Consider the following 20,537-nt stretch of genomic DNA (forward strand, 5'->3'; position numbering starts at 1 on the left):
CGGACTGGCCCGGCAAATAGGGAAACATCCCTCGGTAGTTTTCCGTGGCGTAGCGCAACCAACGGGCTTCTGAAACGAACCCGAGCATCGCCTGCAGCAACGCCAACGCCATGACCTCTGCGTCACTGATCTTGGGACTGATCCCGATCCTGGGCCGGTACGGAACCCGTTCCGGATGGGCCTTCAACAAGTCATCGGCAACGACATAGAATGCAGTGGCAAGGGTGTCCAGATCGGCGTCCACGAGGACCTCCGGGTTCGGCGTTTGGTTTGATACCGCCGATTGTGGGCGCCCTTGCCCTTCAAAGCATCACACCACGCCGCACACCTTGGAATTACACATCTAGGGCTGGAAGGCACCGATCAGCAGCAGGTTGTCGTTGGCATTGCTGCAGGCGGTCAGCGGGTGCGCAATCACCAGCTCGTCGTAGGCGCTGGGCGGGTAGACCATGACGTCGTCGGCCTGGACGCGCTGGCAGTCCTGGTAGTTGTCCGCCTGCGTGTAGCGCAGCACGGCCGAAGCGCCCTGGCCCGGTGCCAGGTGGATGGGGCCGCTGGACGGCCTTGAGGTGTCGCGGTCCGCCGGGGCGCCGATGGGTTGGGTGGTGCCGGCCTTGACGAGGGAAACGCCCGGGTAGCCGTCCAGGATGCAAGCGCTGGAGGACTTGTTGGTCAGGATCAGCTTCATGTAGATGTGCCCGGCCGCGCCGCCGCCGGTATCGTCCAGCGAACCTTTGAGGTCGGCCGCCTTGCACAACGCCGGCGCCATGGTGGTGGCTGGTGCCGCGGAGGAGGGCGCCGCCGGGGTGGGCGCCGTACTTGCCATGGACGACGGCGTGTTCCCGGCCGTTGCGGACGACGCCGTCGCCGGCCCGGCCGCCGTGGTGGCGGTTCCGCTGCCTCCCGTCGGGGCGCAACCGGCCACGGCCAGTCCCAGCACGGCGACGAGCCCCAGCAGGGCCGCGCTGCGGTGACGGAAGGCCGGCTTGGCAGGCTTGGCGTGGCGGGGGGAGGCTGTCCCGGGCAAGTCATTCTGTGCGGACGTCATTTCTCAACTTTTGCGCCCTTGCCCTCCCGAGTCAACAGGCCCCGCCGCCGGGGTGGCGGATAGTCGCCGGGACAGGCCTCCTGGAGGACGGGTTCCGGCCTTTGGCGGCCCCCGGCGTCCTCCGGCACGGGATCAACGGGGGCGCACGACCAGCCTGGAACGCAGGAACGACGGCCCGGCCGGTTTGTCCGAGGAAGCGGTTTATCCCGGGAAGGCCTTCGCCGACGGCGTTGCAGCGTGTCCATCCCCAGGGTGTCCATCCGCAGTGTTTTCAGGCCCGGTGCGTCCGGGCATTGTCCGTCCGGGCACTGTGGCGAGCGGGCCGGTGGCCTGGCCGGCGGGGATGGCCGGCAGGCGCACGGTGAAGGTGGTGGCGCCGGGCCGGCTGGCCAGCTCCACGCTGCCGTGGTGGGCTTCCATGATGGCCGCCACGATGCTCAGGCCCAGGCCGGTGCTGCCCTGCGTGCCGGTCCGGGCCGTGTCGGCGCGGGAGAAGCGGTCGAAGATGACGTCCTGGAATTCGGGGGGAATGCCGGGCCCGTCGTCGGTGACGGTGACCACCGGGGAGCCGTCGGCGTCCTGGCTGACCCGCGTGGACACCGTGGTCCCGGCGGGCGTGTGCTTGGCCGCGTTGGAGAGCAGGTTCAGCATCACCTGCTTGAGCTGGCCGTCGTCGCACTTTGCCCGGACCGGGGTGTCCGGGACATCAATGGCCCAGTGGTGGCCGGGGGCCCCGACCCGGACGTCGCTGACGGCGTCCATCGCGATCGGGGTGACGTCGGCCGTGCGCAGGGACAGGGGCCGGCCCTCATCCAGCCGGGCGAGCGTGAGCAGGTCCTCCACCAGCCGGCCCATGCGCAGCGACTGGGCGTTGACGCGGCCCAGCGACGTCTTCCCGTCAGGGGTCAGCGTCTCAGTCATCTGCAGCAGTTCGGTGTAGCCGCGGATCGCGGTCAGCGGCGTGCGCAGTTCATGGCTGGCATCGGCCACAAAACGGCGGACCTTCGTTTCACTGCGCTGGCGGGCCTGCAGGGCGTGGGCGACATTGTCCAGCATGGCGTTGAACGCGTGCCCCACATTGCCCACTTCCGTGCCGGGGCGGGAGGCGCCGTCCGGGACCCGGACGCTCAAGGCGACCTCACCGGCGTCGAGCGGCAGGCGGGACACCCTGGTGGCCAGCGCGGAGAGCTTTTCCAGCGGCGCCATGCTGCGTCGGACGATCATGGTGCCGGCCAGGCCCAGCACAATCAGGCCCGTCAGGGAAACGAGGATGATGGTCAGCACCAGTTTGGCCAGGGTGCGTTCGACGGCGCCCAGGGGCAGTCCGGTGATCAGGACGCCGCCGTTGGACAGGGGGACGGCCTGGAGGCGGTAGTTGCCGATGGACAGGGAGGCGTCGGCCATGGTGCCGCTGGTGGGCAGGGCGGCCAGCAGTTGCGCGTCGTTGTTGGTGAGCTGTTGGCGGGTGCCGGTTGGGGACAGGATGCCGCCCGTGACCAGGTAACCGCCGCTGATGATGGCGTTGAGCTGGCCGGCGCCGGTGCCGCGGGCGTTGAGGGGGTCCGGGCGGGTGCCGGGCGGGCCGGACGGCGTGCTGAGGTTGAAGTCGTGGGAGCGTGCGGAGGCCTGGGCCAGCTGGGAGTCGAGCTGGCTGTTCAGCGACACGCTCATGGCGCTGTAGCTGATCATGCCCACCAGCACGCAGATGACGGTGAGCAGGGCCAGCAGGACCGCCACCAGGCGGGTGCGCAGGTGCCAGCGGCCCGGCCGGGCCAGGCGGGCGGCGGCGGAGCGGAGTGCGCGGGCGCTGGTGGTCAGGGGCATGGCTTGACCACGTATCCCGCGCCGCGGACGGTGTGGATCATCGGTTCACGGTCCGCGTCGATTTTCTTGCGCAGATAGGAGATGTACAGCTCAACGATGTTGCTTTGCCCGCCGAAATCGTAGTCCCACACACGGTCCAGGATGCGGGACTTGCTGAGGACGTGGCGGGGGTTTTCCATCAGGAACTGTAGGAGCTCAAATTCGGTGCTGGTGAGTGAAATGTCCGTGCCGGCACGCGTGACCGTGCGGGTGTCGCGGTTCAGGACCAGGTCGCCAACGGTCAGCTCCGCCGTGCTGGCGGCGGTGACGCCGGCGCGCTGGACAATCCTGTGCAGGCGCAGCATGACCTCTTCCATGCTGAACGGCTTGGTCACGTAGTCGTCGCCGCCGGCATGCAGGCCCGTGAGCCTGTCCGCCACGGCGTCCTTCGCGGTCAGGAACAGGGCCGGAATGTCCGGGTGGATGGTGCGCATGCGCCCCAGCAGTTCAACGCCGTCCATGCCCGGCATCATGACATCCAGCACCAGGACGTCAGGGTGGAAGGACCTGGCCGTTTTCAGGGCCTGTTGCCCGTCATGGGCCACGGCCACGTCCCAGCCGGCCAGCTCCAGCCCCATGCGCATCAAATCGGCAAGCGACGGCTCGTCGTCCACCACCAGCGCGCGGATGGGCTCGCCGCCCGGCCGGGTCAGCTTCGGGGGGCCGTTGCCGTGGAATGGAAGGGACATGCCTCAATTCTCCGGTTTCCGTCCCGCATATGGCTGAAAGACTGCTGGGAGTTTTCTGTGTCCGTTCAGCACTGGTCGCCGCCCGCCGCACGGCACCTGCGCAAAACCAAGTAGCGGCCGGAAAAGTCGAGTGGTGGCCACTCGAGCATTCCCCGCACCGGCCGCATAGCTTGGTCGCTATGCGCCGGCACCCTGCCGTGAACCGCATCCGTATCATCACACCGCAACCGGGGGTTACCGTGAACCACAAGAAAACTGCACCCATTCCCACCCGACTTACCGCCCGACGGCTTGCCGGCGCCGCCGTCATGTCGGGCGTTGTGACCAGCCTGCTGGTCTTTGCCCCGCCAGCCACCGCCGCGCCCAGCCAGTCAGGGGGCATCTGCAACGGCGTCACCAACCAGCTGGCCCACCGCGGCACCGTCCAGGAAAACCTGCTCAAGGCGGCCGCCAACAAGAACGCCGCGGTCATCAGCCAGCTTCAGGCCGAGCGCGCCCAGCTGCAAAACAGCGCCGATTCGTTGACGGCGCAAGTGGCTTCCGCGAACAAGGCCATCACCGACCTCGAGACGCAAGGGGCCCAGCTTGATGCGCAGCTCACGGCGGCGGGGGACCAGCTGGCCACCCTGCAGTCCCAGCAGGCCGCCACGCAGCAGGCCATCGCTGCAGCGCAAGACACCCTGTCCAAGCTGGCCGCGGACAAGCAGGCCGTCCAGGACCAGCTGGCGCCGCTGCAGTCCCAGCTTGAGGCGGCCCAGTCGGCCACTGCCCAACTGAAGGCCCAGGCCCAGGACGCAGCGGACCAGGTTGCGGCCAAGCAGGCCCAGATCAGCACCGCCCAGGGAGAACTGGCCACGCTGCAGTCCACGGCCACCCAGGCCGCCGACGCGCTCGCGGCAAAGAATGCACAGATTGCCGACGCCCAGGCCGCGCTGGCCACCCTGACTGCGGAATCCCAGGCTGCCGACGCCGCCGTCGTGACGGCCGGGCAAGCCGTCACGGACGCCGAAGCCGAGCTCCAGCGCCTGCAGGACAGCGGCACGGCGGCCCAGGACGCACTTGACGCCCAGACCGCCAAGGTGGCGGACGCGAAGGCCACGCTGGCCACGCTCCAGGCCTCTGCCGCCAGTGCGGCGGACGCGGTCACAGCCAAAAACGCCGCGATTGCCACGGCACAGGGCGAGCTCGCCGCGCTGCAGGCGGCCGCCACTGCGGCGGCGGACGCCGTCACGGCACAGAACGCGGCCATGGCCCAGGCCCAAAACGACCTTGCGGGGCTGCAGTCCACGGCAGATGCCGCGGCCGCCGCCGTGGCGGACAACGCAGCAAAGATGGCCGCGGCCGCTACGGACATCACCTCGCTCCAGGCCCAGATTGCCACCGGGAACGCTGCGATTGCCGCCAAGCAGTCACAGCTGGAAACGGCCCAGGGGGAACTGACCACCCTGCAGGCCAGCGCCGCGACGCTGCAGGCCCAGATTAATGACCTCAATGCCCAAATCGCCGCCATCAACGGGAATTCGAGCAAAAAGCGGGCGCTGATTACCGAGCGGGACACCTTGCAAGGCCAACTCGTCGACGTCAACTCCGCCATCACGTTGAAGAACGCGGAAATCTCCGGCTACCAGGGGGACCTGACGGCGCTCCAGTCCGCGGTCGACACCTTGAACGCCCAGCTGCAAGCCAGGCAGCTGGACAGCAGCGCCCTGCAGCAGCAGGCCGCCCCGCTCCAGGCGGCCCTGGACGCGGCGAACGCGGCCGTGGCCGCCAAGCAGGGCGACGTTGCGGCGCTGCAGGCCCAGCTGCCCGCACTCCAGGCCGCCGTGGACGCCGCCAACGCCGCGGCCACGGACAAGGCCCAGGAACTGAGCACCCTCCAGGGCCAGCTGCCCGGGCTCCAGGACGCTGTCACGGCCGCCCAAGCCGCCGTGACAGCCCAGGAACAGGTGGTGTCCGGGCTTGAAGCCGCCCTGCCCGCCCTGACGGAAGGCGTTGCCGAGGCCCAGGCGGCCATCGACGCGCAGCAGTCCGTGTTGCAGAGCCTGGAGGGCAAGCTGGCCGACGCGCAGAATGCCGCGGCGGCGGCCAAGGCCGCCGTGGAGGCGAAGACGGCCGAACTGGCCGCACTGACCGCCGAACTGCCTGGTCTGCAGGCGACAGTGGACGCGACCAGCGCGGCGGTTGCGGCCAAGCAGGCGGACCTTGCTGCACTGAACACCGAGCTGGACAACCTGGTGGCCAGCCTGGCCGGAATCAACGCCCAGATCACTGCCAAGGAAGGGGACATCCTGGCACTGCAGGGGCAGGTGAAGCCGTTGCTGGACCAGCTGAACACCCTCAACGGCCAGGCCAGCGCTGCCGATGCACAGCTGGCCAACCTGCAGGGGCAGCTGTCCGCGCTGGATACGCAGGTGACCGCGGCGCAGGCAACGTTGCGCAGCCTCCAGGCCCAGAAGAAGGCCAACCAGGATGCAGTCAAGACGCAGCAGGCCGTTGTGATTGGCCTGCAGGACCAGCTCGGTTCGGTGCAAAACCAGATCAAGGCCATTGACGGCCAAATTGCCCTGGGCGGCTGCGTGGCCTGATGCGAGGGCACGTCGTGCGCCGCCGCGCCCGTTCCCCGTTTTCGCGCCCGTACCACGGGGCGCGAAAACGGGGAACGGGCGCACTAACACGAGGTGCAGGCACCTGGCAACGGGTGGGACGCTGGATTCCTGACGCCACGGTGGCGCGCGAGAACCTCCCCGGCCCCGTGCGGCCGAATGCCTGAAGGCACACTGCAGACAAGTGCGCCCACAGGACTGGTTACAGAAAGACGAAAGGCGCCCACTTCGCTGTCAATGCAACGATGTGGACGCCTTCTGCAGTGGCGGTGACGGTGGGATTTGAACCCACGTCAGGCTCTCACCTGAACAACATTTCGAGTGTTGCACCTTCGGCCGCTCGGACACGTCACCAACTCGCAAGATACTACCGGCTGGAGCGTCCAGTTCAAAAATGAACGGCGCCGGCACCCGGGGACTGGTGCAGTATTAGGGGCATGGACAATGAGACGCAGCGTGCCTGGAGCTGGCATAAACAAGGCCTGGACGGCTCCCTGGCGGGACAATCAGCCGCACAGGTGCTCGGTGCGGCCGGCTGGGCGCGGTCCGTGGGCGGCGCCAACCCCTACCTCACCCTGTTCGCCCGGGCCGGCATCCGACGCGACCAGGCCGACGCCGACGTCGCGGCCCTGCGCATCCATGAACTGCCGACGGCGCGCGGCTGCACCTATGTGCTCGGCGCCGGCGACTTCGCGTGGGCGCTGTCCCTGGGGCAGGGCGCCGCAGAGGCACAGGCCAAGGTGCTGGACAAGCTGGACGTGCCCCGTTCGGAACTGGCTGCGCTGGAAGGCGCCGTGCTTGAGGCCCTGGGCGCCGGCGTCGACCGCCAGGCGGACGGGCGGGGCGCCATGGACCCCCAGCAGCTCAAGGCTGCGCTCGGCGATGCCGTGCGGAGCCTTGGCGAGGCCGGGAAGAAGAAGGGCGCGTCCACCACGCTGCCCGCGGTTCTCGGGCTGCTGCAGGCGGACGGCCGCATCCGGCGCGTGCCCGTGAACGGAAGGCTGGACCAGCAGCGTTACGCCTACACGGCGTGGGGGCTGGCGGCGTCCACGCTCACACCGGAGCAAACCCGGGCACGGCTGATGGAATGTTACCTGGGCTGGACCGGGGGAGCCGGGCTGAAGCAGACCCAGTGGTTCACCGGCTTCACCGTGGCCCAGACCAAGGCGGCGCTCGCCGGCGCCGGAGCGGTGGACGTGGACGGGCTCTGGATCCTGCCGGCCGACGCCGACGAGCGGGAAAACTTCGCGGCCCCGAAAGAGGAGCAGGTCCGGCTTCTGGCCGGCAGCGACTCCCTGTTCCTGCTGCGGCGCAATGCGGCCGACCACTTTGCACCGGAGGACCAGGGGCGCCGGCTTGGCAGCACCCGGCTGGCCCTGCAGGCAGACCTGCCGGACCACCCGATCGTGGACCGCGGCCGGATCATCGGCCTCTGGCAGTATGACCCCGGCGAGGGGCGCATGGCCCACTGGCTCTTTAACACCCCCACGAAGGCCGTGAAGCACCGGATCAAGGAGGTCGAGGCGTTCATCCGGGAGGACCTGGGCGACTTCCGCAGCTTCAGCCTGGATTCGCCGTCGAGCCGGCAAAAGCGGATCGATGCGCTGGACGCGGCAGGCTGACCCCGAATGTCAGCGGTGCGCGCCGAAGAAGTCCTTCAGCAATGCCGCGCATTCGTCCTCCCGCACCCCGGGAAACACCTCGACCCAGTGGTTGAGGCGGCGCTCGCGAAGCACGTCAAACACGGAGCCGGCGGCCCCGGCCTTCTCGTCCCACGCGCCGAAAACCACCTTCGGCACCCGCGCCAGCACGATCGCCCCGGCGCACATGGTGCACGGCTCCAGCGTGACCACCAGCGTGCAGCCCTCCAGCCGCCACCCGCCAATCCTCCGGGCAGCCTCCCGGATGGCCACCATCTCGGCGTGCGCCGTGGGGTCCCCGTGCGCCTCCCGTTCGTTGCGCCCCACGCCGAGCACCCCGCCGTCGGGCCCCAGCACGACGGCGCCGATGGGTACGTCCCCCGTGTCCAGGGCGCGGCGTGCCTGCTCCAGGGCAAGGCCCATCCACGCAGCATGACGGGTCGTGGCGGGCGTCTCGGTTTGGCGGGAATTCGATAGGGGGGACACGGCTCAATGGTAGCTTTTATCTATGCGCGTACTGGTTGCGGATCATCCGCTGATTGCCCACAAATTGACTGTCCTGCGGGACAAGAACACCCCCTCGCCGGTTTTTCGGCTGCTGACCGAAGAACTCGTCACCCTGCTGGCCTACGAGGCAACCCGCGAGGTGCGCGTGGAGCCGGTCAACATTGAAACGCCTGTGACATTCACGATCGGCACGGGCCTGGTCAAGCCCACCCCGCTGGTGGTGCCGATCCTGCGCGCCGGGCTGGGCATGCTCGAGGGCATGACGCGCCTGCTGCCCACGGCCGAGGTCGGCTTCCTCGGCATGGCCCGCAACGAGGAGACTCTCGAGGCCATCACCTATGCCGAACGCCTGCCCGAGGACCTCACGGGCCGCCAGGTGTACGTGCTGGACCCCATGCTGGCCACCGGCGGCACCCTGATCGAGGCGTTCAAGTTCCTCTTTGACCGTGGCGCCGCGGACATCACCTGCATCTGCCTGCTGGCCGCGCCGGAGGGCCTGGCCAAGCTGGAAGCCGCCCATGGCGACCGCGACAACGTCCACGTGGTCCTGGCCTCGATCGACGAGGGCCTGAACGAAAAGTCCTACATTGTGCCGGGCCTGGGCGACGCCGGCGACCGCCTGTACGGGGTCGTGGACTAAGGAAGCAACGAGAAAGGGGCCAACCCGCGAGAACGGTGTCAAGCATCACCGTTCTCGCGGGTTGGCCCCTTTCTCGCGTCAGGAGGGGTGCCGGTCAGTACCAGCCTGCCGCCACTTCCTGTCCCCAGGCGCCGCACGGGGTGCCGTAGCGCGCCTCAATGTATTGCAGGCCCCAGCGGATCTGCGTCCTGTAGTTGGTGCGGTAGTCCGCGCCCACGCTCGCCATCTTCTCGGCCGGCAGCGACTGGGCAATGCCGTACGCACCGCTGGAGGCATTTTCCGCCGAGGTCAGCCAGCTGGATTCCTGGGTCCACAACAGCCGCAGGCAGCCCATCTGGTCCGCACCCCACCCCTTGGCTGCCAGCTGGCCCGCCGCATACGCCTGCGCGCCGGCGGGGTCGTCGACGAGCACGGGGGCTGCGGCCTTGGCCGGGGCTGCGGCCTTGGCGGGGGCGAGGCGGGTGACGCCGTCGGACTGGCTCTCGACGGTGGGGGCCTTCGCTTTGGCTGATTCTTTTGCCTGGGCCGCGGAGCCGACGTCGATGCGGGAAAAGCTGACCGCAATGCCCTTCGGCGCTGTAACTGCCGACGGCGTTGCGCCCGTCGTTGCGCCGGAAGTGGCGCCCGCCGTGGCGCCGGTGGCGGCACCGGAAACCAGGCTCGCCGCGGCGAGCCCGCCGGGGACGTTGTTGGTGGCTGCCTGTGCCAGCCCGCCCCCGGCCAGGAGGGCTGCGGAGACGGCCACAACGGCCATGCGCCGGGCCGGGCCACGGGTATTTGTTGCCTCGGCCTCCTGCCTGCGGGCCTCGCGGCGGGAAATCTTGCGTACGGGCTCGGCGCGGCGCCGGCCGTGCTGGGGTGCTGCAGACATAAAAGTAGGGCCTCTCCACGCCTGCGAGGTGAGCTGTCGGGAACGGATGGGAGCATCCGGCCGGGCGGCGGGCAGCAGCAGCTGCCCGGACTTTCGGCTTAACCCCAAGGGCTTCCATGGGTAGGAGGCCCGCAAAGATTGGGTCCCCCGTCTCTGCCATCTGTGTGAACGGGAAATGGGCGGCGGCAGAGCTCGGCGAACCGTCCATTTGTGCCAAGGAACCGTGGGTGGCTCGGCGGGCACCCTGCCAACGTTACCGAACCAGGAGCGCATTGTCACATTTTGATAACGGTGTGGCCAGGGTGACATTTACTTAGCAATGCTAATGACCTATGCTAACTAAGAGAAGATACGCAACTTTTAGCACCAGGTTGATACTGACGATGACTCAAGCACCCACCACCAAAACCCTGCCGGCCAAACGCCCCGCCGGCCCAGGCCCCCTTGCCGCCGAGCTGAGGGTGGCCGTCATGCGCACCTCCCGGCGGCTGCGCGCCGAAGCAGCCTCGCGGGATATCAGCCCCGGCCAGTATTCCGTCCTGGCCGGCATCCTCAACGGGCCCCTGACCGTGGGGGAGCTGGCAGAACGCGAACAGATCCAGGCGCCGTCCATGACGCGGATTGTCAACGGCCTTGAGGCCGCCGGATACGTCACGCGCGGGGACAACCCGCACGACCGGCGCCAGGTCCTGGTCCACGTGACCGAAGCCGGCACCGCCATACTGCAGAAGGCCAGGTCCCGGAGGACGCAGTGGCTGGCCAAGGGCATCGCGGGCCTGTCCCCGGAAGAGCGCGCCACGCTCCACGAAGCCGCCCGGATCCTGCAGGAGATGAGCGCCAGGTGAATTCCATGTTCCGCGCCCTGAAGGTCTTCAACTACCGGCTCTGGGTGACCGGGGCGCTGGTGTCCAACATCGGCACCTGGATGCAGCGGGTGGCCCAGGACTGGCTGGTGCTGACCATCCTGACCCACAACTCCGGAACCGCCGCCGGCATCACCACCGGCCTGCAGTTCCTGCCCATCGTCTTCCTGGGCCCCTTCGCCGGCCTCCTGGGCGACCGCGTCAACAAGCGCAAGCTGCTGCTGTGCACCCAGACGGCCATGGGACTGTGCGCACTGCTGCTGGGGCTGCTGGTGGTCACCAACACCGTGCAGCTGTGGCATGTCTACGTCCTGGCATTCCTGCTGGGCGTTGCCAGCGCCTTCGATGCCCCGTCGCGCCAGGCGTTTGTCTCCGAAGTCGTCAGCAAGGAGGACGTGCCCAACGCCGTCGCCCTCAACAGCGCATCCTTTAACCTCGCCCGCCTGGCGGGCCCGGGCGTGGCCGGCCTGGTCATCGCCCTGTTCGGCACGGGCCCGGCCTTCCTGATCAACGCGGCCAGCTTTGTGGCCGTGATCTTCTCGCTTTGGCGCATGCGTGTGTCCGAACTGCAGCCCGTGGTCCGCGTGCCGCGGGGCAAGGGCCAGATCCGTGAAGGGTTCCGTTACATCCGCCAGCGCCCGGACCTGATGATGATCATGGGGCTGGTGTTCATGGTGGGCACCTTCGGCATGAACTTCCAGATCACCAACGCCCTCATGGCCACCACCATCTTCCACCTGGGCCCGGGCGAGTACGGGCTGCTGGGATCCGTCATGGCCATCGGCACGCTCGCGGCCGCCCTGCTGGCGGCGCGGCGCAAGACGATGCGGACCATGTACATCGTGGGCGGGGCCCTGGCCTTCGGCGTGATGGTGGCCATCGCCGCCGCCATGCCAAGCTATGCCCTGTATGCCCTGGCGCTGGTTCCGGTGGGCCTGGCGGCGCTGACCTTCATGAACGCGTGCAACACCACCGTCCAGCTGACCACCGACTCGGCCATGCGCGGGCGCGTCCTGGCGGTCTACATGGTGGTGCTGCAGGGTGGGACCCCGATCGGCGCCCCCTTGGTCGGTTGGATCGCCACCGCCTTCGGTGCCCGCTGGTCGCTGGGGATTGGTGCCGTGGTGGCAATCGTCTCCGGCCTCGCGGCCCTGATCATGATGAACCGGCGCAACCACGTCAGGCTGCGCGACCAGGTGCGCAGCCTGCGGCCCTTCTCGGCGGCCCAGGCCGCGGACCGCTAGTCCCTCCCTCCCATAACATCATTTTCCGCACAAAATCTGCGCGTCCCTGGATGGATATCCAGCCGCCTGAAAGCCGCCAAGTGCCAATCATGAACGAATTGATGCAATATTGAAGATCCGCGAAATTATTAATCCATCAAAGACTATTCGAATCAAATAAGTTCAACGTCAACCGCATTACGTGAATAAAATGGTGACCAAGCAGTTATGTAAGATTGGTCACAATATACCCATAAATCTCATTATGTGGACAAATGGACAGTTTGTTACTTGCGGGTTTCATTTATTACGTAGGACACTTGCATTGTGAACACCCACCCAGTGAATTCTGCAGCCGCAGCCACCGCCACCCATCAAGCCGGCGGGCGCCATTTCTGCTGTTGTCGAATGCAGTCCTAGTCAGCACCCCATTTCTAGGCATTCGTGGCCAGCGTGGCCAGCCCCAACGGGCATTCAGTCCAGGCCTCCAGGGCATGAGAAAAGCATTCGCGCCGTAGCTAACGGCCAAACACCGAGGTAGTTCAATGTCAGTTGCATCCGGATACGTCCACATCTCAGTCCGCAACGCCGCCAAGGCCGTTGCCCGCAGTGCGGCCCAGCCCCGCCCCGCCGGGCAGGACCACCCGAGCTACGGCAATCCCGCAGCGTACCGCCGCGATGCGGATTCCGCCGCGGTCCGGCTGCGCGCCGTGCCCGAGGCAGCGCCCATGACCGCACCCACCCCCGTCATTGCCGGCAGCGACACCCTCCGCGGCGTCAACCCGGACAACGTCGCCCGCGGCTTTGTGCTGTACGTGGGCGTGGACGAGGACACGGCGGCCGCCGCCGGGACCTCCCTGGCCAAGCTGGCCCAGGACATCCGCGCCTACGCCCAATCACTGGTGCCGCAGGCACAGAGCTATGCTGCCGTGGCCATTGCGCCGTCCGACGCCGTGGGCAGCCCCCTCGACGTGGTCCGCTCCACCTTCGGCGACCCCACCGTGGCCACCCGCCAGCGCCCGGAGCCGGTCCGTCCCCCCGTTGCCGCCGAGCAGCGCCCCACTGGCGTCCTGATCGACCTGGCACGCCGCGAAGTCCACCTCGACGGCGAGACGCTGAACCTGACGTTCAAGGAATTCGAGCTGCTGAACTACCTCGTCGAAAACGGCACCCGCACCGTGGGGCGCGACGAACTCCTCGACGGCCTCTGGGGCAACGCCGACGAGGTCCCCAACGAGCGCACCATCGACGTCCACGTCCGCCGCCTCCGCTCCAAGCTGGGCCGCCTCGCCAACACCGTGCGCACCGTCCGCGGCGAAGGCTACCGTTTCTACGAGCACCCCGAGGTCGTCGTCTGGGCGGCCCCCGAGTACTCGATCTAACGCAAGGCCATATTCTTCAGGCACGACGACGGCCGCGGCACCTGGGTGCCCCGGCCGTCGTCGTGCCGTGGGGTTCCCTTACTAAACTGTCAGCATGAGCGAACACCACATCAAGCGGCTGGTCCTGATGCGCCACGCCAAGGCGGCCTTCCCCCTGGGCGTTGGGGACCACGAGCGGCCGCTGGCCCAGCGGGGGCACCACGAGGCGCCGCTGGCGGGGAAGTGGCTGCTGGAGAACGGGATTGTGCCCGACTTCATCCTGTGCTCCGCGGCGCTGCGCACGCGGCAGACCTGCACCTGGGTGTGTGAGCAGCTCGGCGAGAAGGCACCCACGCCCAAGCTCGAGGAGGCGCTGTATGCGGCCGGCCCGCGGCGCATGCTGGCCGTGGTCAACCACGTGCCCGAAACAGTGACCACGCTGATGGTGATCAGCCACATGCCCGGTGTCCAGGAGCTGGCGCTCACGCTGGCCTCGCGCGATTCAGACCAGGACGCCTACATGAACATGGCCACCGCCTACCCCACCAGTGCGTTCACGGTGCTCGAACATGCCGGCGACTGGGCCACGCTGGACGGCCAGGATGCCCGGGTCACCCACTTTGTGGTGCCGCGCCCGGGACGGTAGCGCCTACGCCAGGGCGCGGACCAGCGCCTCGTCCCGGTCGCGGAGCAGGCGCACGGAGACGTCCGCCTCCGGCACCAGCGCATCGGCGCCGTGGTAGAAACCCGGGTAGACCTGAAGCGCGGTTGGCACGCCGGCCTGCAGCAGGCGCGCCGCATACTCGATGTCCTCATCCCGGAACAGGTCCAGCTCGCCCACCTGGATGAGCGCGGGCGGCAGCCCGGACAGGTTCCCGGCCCGGGCCGGCGCCGCGTACTCGCTCACCTGGTCGGTGCCGTGCGCCGGGCCGAGCAGCCAGGACCAGGCCTGCGTGTTGCGTTTGCGGTTCCAGGAGGGGATGGCCGGGAACTCGCGGTTGGACGGGGTCTGGTCCCGGTCGTCAAGCATCGGGTACGCCAGGTACTGGAAGCGCAAGGCCGGCCCGTCCTGGTCCCGTGCGCGCAAGGCCAGTCCCGCCGCGATCCCGCCGCCGGCACTGGCGCCCCCAATGGCCAGCCGGGCGGGGTCGACGCCGAGCAGCCCGGCATTGTCCACGGTCCACAGCAGTCCCTGGTAGGCGTCGTCAACGGCTGCCGGGAAGGGGTGCTCGGGGGCCAGGCGGTACTCCACGGACACGACCGCCAAGCCGGTCGACAGCGCGAGCTGTAGACAATGCAGGTCGTCCCCGGCCATGGTGCCGGCCACCATGCCGCCGCCGTGGATCCAGTACAGGCACGGCAGCGTCCCGGTGGCATGCGCGGGCCGGTAGCTGCGCAGGGCCACATCCACCCCCTGGCCGCCGCCTGGGGCCACGTGGTCGGCCATGGTGGCCTGGTCCGCCAGGCCGGCCGGCAAGGCGGGGCGCCGGGCCGCATCGGCGCGGCGCATGGCCACCAGTTCGGCAAGGGTCGTGGGCGGGGTCCGGCCCGTCAGTAAGTCCAGGCCGGGGTGGAGCTGGGGATCGGTGCGGTCAAAAAAGTTCACGGCTGGTCCTTTCAGGTTGGACGCGGCTCAGGCGGTGAGGGCGTCCCTGAACCAGCCGGTGATGGAGGCCGGGTGGGTGATGGCGGTGCCGACCACCACGGCGAAGGCTCCGGCGTCCAGCGCCTGGCGTGCCTGGGCGGGGGAGTGGATGCGGCCCTCGGCAATGAGCGGCTTCCCCAGCCCGGCGGCGGCAACGACGGCAATGAGGTCCAGGTCCGGCCCGTCCGTCTTCGGCCGCTCGCCCGAGTATCCGGCCAGCGTGGTGCCGATGAGGTCGGCGCCGGCAGCGGCGGCGGCAACGGCGTCGCCCAGGGAGCCGCAGTCCGCCATCACGAGGGAGTTGGAGCCGGCGTGGATGCCCGCAACCGTTTCGGCCAGGGTTAGCCCGTCCGGGCGGGGGCGGCGGGTGCCGTCAATGGCCACAATGTGCGCGCCGGCGCTGGCACAGGAGAGGGCGTGCTGCAGGGTGGGGGTGATGAAGACGCCGTCGTGGCCGTCCTTCCACAGCCCGATCACCGGCACCTCCACGGCGGCACGGGTGAACTGGATGTCCGCAAGGCCCTGGACCCGGATGGCCGCGGCACCGCCGATGACGGCCGACGCCGCCACCTGCGCCGTGGTGCGGGGATCGCGCATGGGCTCGCCGGGGTAGGCCTGGGCGGAAACAACCAGCTGGCCGGCCAGGGCGTCGAGGTTGGTCAGTTTTAAGGTCATGGTGACTCCTGGGAAAGGGAACGGATTAGGAAAGGACCAGTGAGGCTGCGCCCACGACGGCGGCCGTGTTGCCCAGCGCGGCCCGGACCACGGGCACGTCCGCCAGCGGAGCGAGCAGTTCGGCACGCAGGGCACGCTCCATGGGGTGCCACCAGGGCCTGCCGGCGTCGGCCAGGCCGCCGGAAATGACCACCACCTGCGGGTCGAGGATGTTGGCCAGCCCGCCCACGGCCTGGCCGGCGGCCCGCGCGGCCGTGGCAATGACCGACGCGGCCAGTTCGTCGCCGAGGCCGGCCGCAGCAAAGACCGCCCGGGTGTCCTCCAGCGCCGCACTGCCGCCGTCGCGCACGTAGGCTGCGCGGATGGCGGGCCCGGAGGCGACGGCCTCCACATGGCCTGCATGGCCGCAGGAACAGGGCAGGGGAGTGCCGCGGTGGACGGCGAGCGGCGAGGCGAAGTGCCCCACGTGCCCGCCCACAAAGTGGTGGCCCAGCAGGGGACGGCCGTTGACCACGAAGCTGCCTCCCACGCCGGTGCCGAACGCCACCATGAGCGAGGTTGACGTGCCGGCGGCCGCGCCAAGCCAGGCCTCGCCCAGGGCGTGGGCGTGCACGTCATTGATGACGGCGGCCGGCAGTCCCAACCGCTCCTGGAGGCCCGCGATGATGTGTGTACCGGTCCAGCCGAGGATCGCGCCGGTCGCCGAAATGACGGTGCCCTCCGCGGCGTCGATGACCCCGGCGGAGCCCACGCCCACGGCGTCCACCGTGGCGCCGGCGCCGGCCGCGTCCTTCACGAGGGAGCGCACCAGTTCCGCGGTGGCGTCCAGGATGGCGGCCCCGCCGTCGCGGTTCTTCGTGGCGACCTGCCCCTGGACCAGCACGGAACCGTCCGCCGCCACCACGCCGGCCGCCGTCTTGGTCCCGCCCAGGTCAACGCCCACTACATACCGCATGTCAATTCCTTCACAGTAAAAACGTCTGGTCCCGCACTCCTGCCGCCGGCCGGGCCTGTCGAGACCCCAACTGTCGAGACCCCGACTGTCGAGACGCCGACTGTCGAGAACGCGGGGGCTGCGATCAGATCAGGCCGGTACGCACCAGGATCGCCTTGACGGCCGCGGTCTCGTCCTCGTCCAGGGCGAGCATGGGGGTGCTCATGACGTTGGTCTTGATGATGCCCATGAGCATCATGGCCGTCTTGAACGCGCCCAGGCCGGCGGCGTTGCCGGACACGCGGCCCGCCTTGGGCGTGTAGACGATGTTGAAGACGTCGGCGAGGCGGTCCTGCTCGGCGGCAGCCTTGGCCCAGTCGCCGGCCACGGCCGCGTCGTACAGGCGGCGGTAGCCGGCCGGGTCCACGTTGCCCAGGCCCGGGACCACACCCTGTGCGCCGCCCAGGAGGGCGCCGTCCACCACGACCTCGTGGCCGGTGAAAATGTCAAAGTTCGGGATGTCCCTGGCCGCAATGACCAGCTGGCGGAAGGAGACGTCGTCGCCCGAGGAGTCCTTGACGCCGGCGATGACGCCCTCGCGGCCCAGCTCGACGAGCAGGTCGGTGGGCAGCTTGAAGTGGGTGCGGACGGGGACGTCGTAGGCGAACACCGGGACGTCCACGGAGGCGGCGACGGCGCGGAAGTGGCGGCCGTTCTCCTCGGCGTTGCTGATGGCGTAGTACTGGCTCGTGGCCACGATGCCGTCGGCGCCGAGGGACACCGCACGGGCGGCCTCCTCGATGACGCGGTTGGTGGTCTGCTCCACGGCGCCGGCCAGCACGGGCACCTGGCCGGCGTTGACGCCCACAATGGTGCGCAGCACGGTGTCGCGCTCGTCGTTGGTAAGGTGGGTGACCTCGCCGGAGGAGCCGTTGACGAACAGGCCGGTGACACCGCCGTCGAGCAGGTGGCGGGTGACATTTTCCAGGGAGGGGACGTCAATGGCGCCGTCGGCGGTGCGGGGGGTGACGACGGGCGGGATGACGCCCTGAAAACGGGAAGCGACGGTTGTCACGGTAATAACTCCAAAATTGCGGTTGATTGATGGGGAAAATCGGGGGGGGTGCGTGGGGCTCAGAGGTGCAGCAGCGACGGCGCCGCGCCCAGCAGCTTCTTGGTGTAGTCGTTGGACGGGTTGTCGAAGACCTGCTCGGCGTTGCCTTCCTCCACGATCTGGCCGTAGTACATGACGCAGATCCGGTCGGAGACGTAGCGGACGGTCTGGATGTCATGGCTGATGAAAACCATGCCCAGGTTCAGTTCCTTCTTCAGGTCCGAGAGCAGGTTGAGCACCTGGGCGCGGACGGAGACGTCCAGTGCGGAGGTGGGCTCGTCCGCCACGACGATGTCGGGGTCCAGGGCCAGGGCCCGGGCAATGGCCACGCGCTGGCGCTGGCCGCCGGAAACGTTCGACGGCGTGACCTCGGCTGCGGACTGCGGCAGGCCCACCAGCGCCAGCAGTTCGCGGACCTTGGCCAGGCGGGAGGCCGCCGTGCCAATGCCGTGGACGGCGAGCGGGTCCACCAGGATGTCCTGGATGGTCATGCGCGGGTTCAGCGCCGTCGACGGGTCCTGGAACACCACGGATACGGAGCGGCCGAATTCCTTGCGCATCGCTGCGCTGCGCTTGATGGCCGGCTTGCCGTGGAAGAGCACCTGGCCCGAGGTGGGGGCCTGCAGGCCCACCAGGACGGAGGCCAGCGTGGACTTCCCGCAGCCGGACTCGCCCACGATGCCCACGGTTTCGCCGCGGCGGATGCTGAAGTCCACACCGTTGACGGCCTTGACGTAGCTCGGCTTGAACAGCCCGCCCGAGCGGGTCCGGTGGTGGACGTGCAGGTCCTTGAGCTCGATGACAGGGGTGGTGTCCGTGCTGTGCGTGCTCATCGTGCACCTTCCTTTTCTTTTCCGCTCAGTTCCGGCTGGAGTTCGTGGCTGGCCCAGTAGTGGTCCGTTGCGACACCGTCGCGGACCACCGGGACGAACGCCAGCTTCTGCTCCGGGTCGGCGTCGGGACGCTGCGAGCGGCCCGCGAACCTGTCGCCGGGGGCAAATTCGCGCGGTGACGGCACGGTTCCGGGGATCTGGTGGAGCCGGACGGCGTCGGACTCGATGGAAAGGACGGCCCCGAGCAGCCCGCGCGTGTACTCGTGGGTGGGGTGGGCCAGCAGCTCCGAGGCCTGGGCGGATTCAACCACCTGGCCGGCGTACATCACGGTGATCTTGTGCGCCAGCGAAGCGACCAGGGCCAGGTCGTGGCTGACAAAGATCATGGCGAAGCCGAGCTGCTCGCGCAGTTCATTCAGCAGGTCCACGACCTGCTTTTGCACCGTGACGTCCAGTGCCGTGGTCGGCTCGTCCGCCACCACGATCTGGGGCGAGCGCGACAGCGCCATGGCGATCAGCACGCGCTGGCGCTGTCCGCCGGACAGCTCGTGCGGGTAGCTGCGCAGCGTGCGCTGCGCGTCCAGGCCCACCAGTTCCAGCAGCTCGGCCGGCGTCTTGCGGCCGTTGCGGCGGGTCAGCTGGTGCATCTGGTCCTTGACCAGCATGGACGGGTTCAGGGAGCTGAGCGCGTCCTGGTACACCATGGAGATCTGCTCGCCGCGGACGCCTTCGTAGGCCTTGGCCGAGCTCTGCTTCGTGGCCGGATCCAGCAGTTCCCGGCCATTGAACCTGATGGAGCCGGTGACCTCCGCCGTCGGCGGCAGCAGGCCCATGACGGCCAGGGAGGTGATGGACTTGCCGCAGCCCGATTCGCCCACCAGGCCCATGGTCTCGCCCTCGCGGACGGTGAAGGAGACCCTGTCCACGATGGCGGTGTCGCCGTAACGGCCCGGGAAGCGGATGGAGAGGTCCTTCACTTCCAGGACCACACGGGCGTCGGCGGCCACCTGCGGGAGGCGGTCGGTGCGCTGCTGCTCGACGGCCCGCAGGAGCAGGAGTTCCTTGTCCAGGGCCGCGAAGGGGTCCTCGATGGCGGCACGTGCGGCGGCGTCGGCCTTGGCGAGCTCGACGGCGGCCGCGGCCGAACCGTCGTCGTCCTTCACCGGCGCGGCCTTGCGCAGGCGCGGGTTCACCATGGCATCGGTGAGGCCCTCGGCCAGGATGTTCAGGCTCAGCACGGTCAGCAGGATGGCGAGGCCTGGGAAGGTGGTGCCCCACCAGCCGCCGTTGAGAAGCAGCGTGCGGCCGTAGGAGATCACATTGCCCCAGGATGGTGCGGGATCCTGCACACCGGCGCCGAGGAAGGACAGGCTGGCCTCGAAGACGATGGCATCGGCCACCAGGACCGTGGCGAAGACCAGCACGGGGGCCGCGGTGTTGCGGACCACGTGCTTGACGAGGATGTAGGAGCGTGCGGCGCCCATGACCTTCTCGGCGCGCACGTAGTCCTCGCCGTAGGCGGAGAGGACGTTGGCGCGGATCACGCGGGCCAGCTGCGGGGTGTACAGGATGGCGATGGTGACCATGATGACCGGGACGGAACGGCCAAACACGGCCAGGAACACGGCGGCCAGGGCGATGGCCGGGAACGCCATGAACACGTCCAGCACGCGCATGATGGTTTCGTCAAACACCTTGCGGGTGGTGGCCGCCAGCGAGCCGAAGAGCGCGCCGAGCAACACGGCCAGGATGGTGGCGCCGATGCCGATCACCAGGGAGTAGCGGGCACCGTACATGATGCGGGAGAAGATGTCCCTGCCTACGCGGTCGGTGCCGAACCAGTGGTCCAGGCTGGGCGCCTGGGCCGGGATGTCGCCGGTGAGCGGGTTGTGGATGGTGATGAGCGGGGCGAAGATGGCCGCCAGCGCAATCAAGACCAGGAAGGCCAGGGCAAACTTGGAGCCTAGCGGCAGGGCCTTGATACGCAGCCCGGGAGCACTCAGGCGCTCTGCGAGTCCAGTACGCATG

18 protein-coding genes, 1 tRNA gene, 1 pseudogene and 1 riboswitch are annotated in these 20,537 nt (G+C 68.7%); of the genes and pseudogenes, 7 read left to right on the forward strand and 13 right to left on the reverse strand.

Annotated elements, in window-relative coordinates; genetic code table 11:
- The 4 genes and pseudogenes from MMF96_RS13120 to MMF96_RS13135 all read right to left on the reverse strand — a co-directional run.
- Positions 1-244 (reverse strand): annotated as a pseudogene (locus MMF96_RS13120) (IS982 family transposase); the annotation flags it as partial.
- A 99-nt stretch (positions 245-343) separates the two neighbouring features.
- Complete coding sequence (locus MMF96_RS13125) at positions 344-1,048, reverse strand: DUF4232 domain-containing protein (protein ID WP_176616893.1); 705 nt, start codon at positions 1,046-1,048, stop codon at positions 344-346.
- A 201-nt stretch (positions 1,049-1,249) separates the two neighbouring features.
- The gene (locus tag MMF96_RS13130) at positions 1,250-2,872 is read right to left on the reverse strand and encodes a cell wall metabolism sensor histidine kinase WalK (RefSeq protein ID WP_256883791.1); all 1,623 of its coding nucleotides are present in this window, start codon (positions 2,870-2,872) and stop codon (positions 1,250-1,252) included.
- A complete protein-coding gene (locus tag MMF96_RS13135; protein WP_305144523.1) occupies positions 2,863-3,600 on the reverse strand; it encodes a response regulator transcription factor in 738 nt (245 codons plus the stop codon). Before MMF96_RS13135 ends, MMF96_RS13130 begins: the two co-directional genes overlap by 10 nt.
- Positions 3,601-3,839: 239 nt before the next feature.
- On the opposite strand from MMF96_RS13135, the gene MMF96_RS13140 reads away from it, so the two are divergent.
- Positions 3,840-6,185, forward strand: a complete 2,346-nt coding sequence (locus MMF96_RS13140; RefSeq protein WP_256883792.1) for a chromosome segregation ATPase — start codon at positions 3,840-3,842, stop codon at positions 6,183-6,185.
- A gap of 282 nt (positions 6,186-6,467) precedes the next feature.
- Here MMF96_RS13140 and MMF96_RS13145 read toward each other — a convergent pair.
- A tRNA-Ser gene (locus MMF96_RS13145) sits at positions 6,468-6,557 on the reverse strand.
- Positions 6,558-6,640: 83 nt separating this feature from the next.
- Here MMF96_RS13145 and MMF96_RS13150 point away from each other — a divergent pair.
- Positions 6,641-7,825 (forward strand): DNA glycosylase AlkZ-like family protein, encoded by a 1,185-nt coding sequence (locus tag MMF96_RS13150; protein ID WP_256883793.1) that lies wholly within the window; start codon positions 6,641-6,643, stop codon positions 7,823-7,825.
- Positions 7,826-7,834: 9 nt separating this feature from the next.
- Here the strand turns inward: MMF96_RS13150 and tadA are convergent, their stop codons facing one another.
- Positions 7,835-8,329, reverse strand: a complete 495-nt coding sequence (tadA, locus tag MMF96_RS13155) for a tRNA adenosine(34) deaminase TadA (RefSeq protein ID WP_256883794.1) — start codon at positions 8,327-8,329, stop codon at positions 7,835-7,837.
- Positions 8,330-8,351: 22 nt separating this feature from the next.
- Here tadA and upp point away from each other — a divergent pair, with 22 nt between their 5' ends.
- Positions 8,352-8,990 (forward strand): uracil phosphoribosyltransferase, encoded by a 639-nt coding sequence (gene upp / locus MMF96_RS13160; protein ID WP_256883795.1) that lies wholly within the window; start codon positions 8,352-8,354, stop codon positions 8,988-8,990.
- A gap of 94 nt (positions 8,991-9,084) precedes the next feature.
- On the opposite strand, the gene MMF96_RS13165 is transcribed toward upp, so the two are convergent.
- Positions 9,085-9,861, reverse strand: a complete 777-nt coding sequence (locus MMF96_RS13165; protein WP_256883796.1) for a hypothetical protein — start codon at positions 9,859-9,861, stop codon at positions 9,085-9,087.
- A gap of 6 nt (positions 9,862-9,867) precedes the next feature.
- Positions 9,868-10,053: riboswitch (cyclic di-AMP (ydaO/yuaA leader) on the reverse strand.
- Between the two features lie 191 nt (positions 10,054-10,244).
- Between MMF96_RS13165 and MMF96_RS13170 the strand changes: the two genes are divergently transcribed.
- The 4 genes from MMF96_RS13170 (at position 10,245) to MMF96_RS13185 (ending at position 13,954) form a co-directional block, all read left to right on the forward strand.
- Complete coding sequence (locus tag MMF96_RS13170) at positions 10,245-10,706, forward strand: MarR family winged helix-turn-helix transcriptional regulator (RefSeq protein WP_176616888.1); 462 nt, start codon at positions 10,245-10,247, stop codon at positions 10,704-10,706.
- Between the two features lie 5 nt (positions 10,707-10,711).
- Positions 10,712-11,968 carry an MFS transporter gene (locus MMF96_RS13175; RefSeq protein WP_256883819.1) on the forward strand — a complete coding sequence of 419 codons (1,257 nt, stop codon included), beginning with the start codon at positions 10,712-10,714 and terminating at the stop codon, positions 11,966-11,968.
- A 524-nt stretch (positions 11,969-12,492) separates the two neighbouring features.
- Positions 12,493-13,329 carry a winged helix-turn-helix domain-containing protein gene (locus MMF96_RS13180; protein ID WP_176616887.1) on the forward strand — a complete coding sequence of 279 codons (837 nt, stop codon included), beginning with the start codon at positions 12,493-12,495 and terminating at the stop codon, positions 13,327-13,329.
- Between the two features lie 94 nt (positions 13,330-13,423).
- A complete protein-coding gene (locus MMF96_RS13185; protein ID WP_256883797.1) occupies positions 13,424-13,954 on the forward strand; it encodes a histidine phosphatase family protein in 531 nt (176 codons plus the stop codon).
- Positions 13,955-13,957: 3 nt separating this feature from the next.
- On the opposite strand, the gene MMF96_RS13190 is transcribed toward MMF96_RS13185, so the two are convergent.
- From MMF96_RS13190 to MMF96_RS13215, 6 genes are all read right to left on the reverse strand, one after another.
- A complete protein-coding gene (locus MMF96_RS13190) occupies positions 13,958-14,914 on the reverse strand; it encodes an alpha/beta hydrolase (protein ID WP_256883798.1) in 957 nt (318 codons plus the stop codon).
- A gap of 27 nt (positions 14,915-14,941) precedes the next feature.
- Positions 14,942-15,628: an N-acetylmannosamine-6-phosphate 2-epimerase gene (locus MMF96_RS13195; protein WP_256883799.1), complete on the reverse strand. Its 687-nt coding sequence runs from the start codon at positions 15,626-15,628 to the stop codon at positions 14,942-14,944.
- A gap of 25 nt (positions 15,629-15,653) precedes the next feature.
- Positions 15,654-16,583, reverse strand: a complete 930-nt coding sequence (locus MMF96_RS13200) for an ROK family protein (protein ID WP_256883800.1) — start codon at positions 16,581-16,583, stop codon at positions 15,654-15,656.
- Positions 16,584-16,707: 124 nt separating this feature from the next.
- Positions 16,708-17,637 (reverse strand): dihydrodipicolinate synthase family protein, encoded by a 930-nt coding sequence (locus MMF96_RS13205; RefSeq protein ID WP_176616882.1) that lies wholly within the window; start codon positions 17,635-17,637, stop codon positions 16,708-16,710.
- A gap of 59 nt (positions 17,638-17,696) precedes the next feature.
- Positions 17,697-18,509 carry an ATP-binding cassette domain-containing protein gene (locus MMF96_RS13210; RefSeq protein WP_256883801.1) on the reverse strand — a complete coding sequence of 271 codons (813 nt, stop codon included), beginning with the start codon at positions 18,507-18,509 and terminating at the stop codon, positions 17,697-17,699.
- Positions 18,506-20,536, reverse strand: a complete 2,031-nt coding sequence (locus MMF96_RS13215) for a dipeptide/oligopeptide/nickel ABC transporter permease/ATP-binding protein (protein WP_256883802.1) — start codon at positions 20,534-20,536, stop codon at positions 18,506-18,508. Before MMF96_RS13215 ends, MMF96_RS13210 begins: the two co-directional genes overlap by 4 nt.
- Between the last annotated feature and the right edge of the window lies 1 nt (position 20,537).

The organism is Arthrobacter sp. STN4, from assembly GCF_024539665.1.
Taxonomy (GTDB): domain Bacteria; phylum Actinomycetota; class Actinomycetes; order Actinomycetales; family Micrococcaceae; genus Specibacter.

Coding starts and splice junctions, on each gene's coding strand:
- MMF96_RS13130 (WP_256883791.1), bottom strand. CDS start 2,872: ATGCCCCTGACCACCAGCGCCCGCGCACTCCGCTCCGCCGCCGCCCGC.
- MMF96_RS13165 (WP_256883796.1), bottom strand. CDS start 9,861: ATGTCTGCAGCACCCCAGCACGGCCGGCGCCGCGCCGAGCCCGTACGC.
- MMF96_RS13125 (WP_176616893.1), bottom strand. CDS start 1,048: ATGACGTCCGCACAGAATGACTTGCCCGGGACAGCCTCCCCCCGCCAC.
- MMF96_RS13170 (WP_176616888.1), top strand. CDS start 10,245: ATGACTCAAGCACCCACCACCAAAACCCTGCCGGCCAAACGCCCCGCC.
- MMF96_RS13135 (WP_305144523.1), bottom strand. CDS start 3,600: ATGTCCCTTCCATTCCACGGCAACGGCCCCCCGAAGCTGACCCGGCCG.
- MMF96_RS13180 (WP_176616887.1), top strand. CDS start 12,493: ATGTCAGTTGCATCCGGATACGTCCACATCTCAGTCCGCAACGCCGCC.
- upp (WP_256883795.1), top strand. CDS start 8,352: ATGCGCGTACTGGTTGCGGATCATCCGCTGATTGCCCACAAATTGACT.
- MMF96_RS13200 (WP_256883800.1), bottom strand. CDS start 16,583: ATGCGGTATGTAGTGGGCGTTGACCTGGGCGGGACCAAGACGGCGGCC.
- MMF96_RS13210 (WP_256883801.1), bottom strand. CDS start 18,509: ATGAGCACGCACAGCACGGACACCACCCCTGTCATCGAGCTCAAGGAC.
- MMF96_RS13175 (WP_256883819.1), top strand. CDS start 10,712: ATGTTCCGCGCCCTGAAGGTCTTCAACTACCGGCTCTGGGTGACCGGG.
- MMF96_RS13195 (WP_256883799.1), bottom strand. CDS start 15,628: ATGACCTTAAAACTGACCAACCTCGACGCCCTGGCCGGCCAGCTGGTT.
- MMF96_RS13215 (WP_256883802.1), bottom strand. CDS start 20,536: ATGCGTACTGGACTCGCAGAGCGCCTGAGTGCTCCCGGGCTGCGTATC.
- MMF96_RS13185 (WP_256883797.1), top strand. CDS start 13,424: ATGAGCGAACACCACATCAAGCGGCTGGTCCTGATGCGCCACGCCAAG.
- MMF96_RS13150 (WP_256883793.1), top strand. CDS start 6,641: ATGGACAATGAGACGCAGCGTGCCTGGAGCTGGCATAAACAAGGCCTG.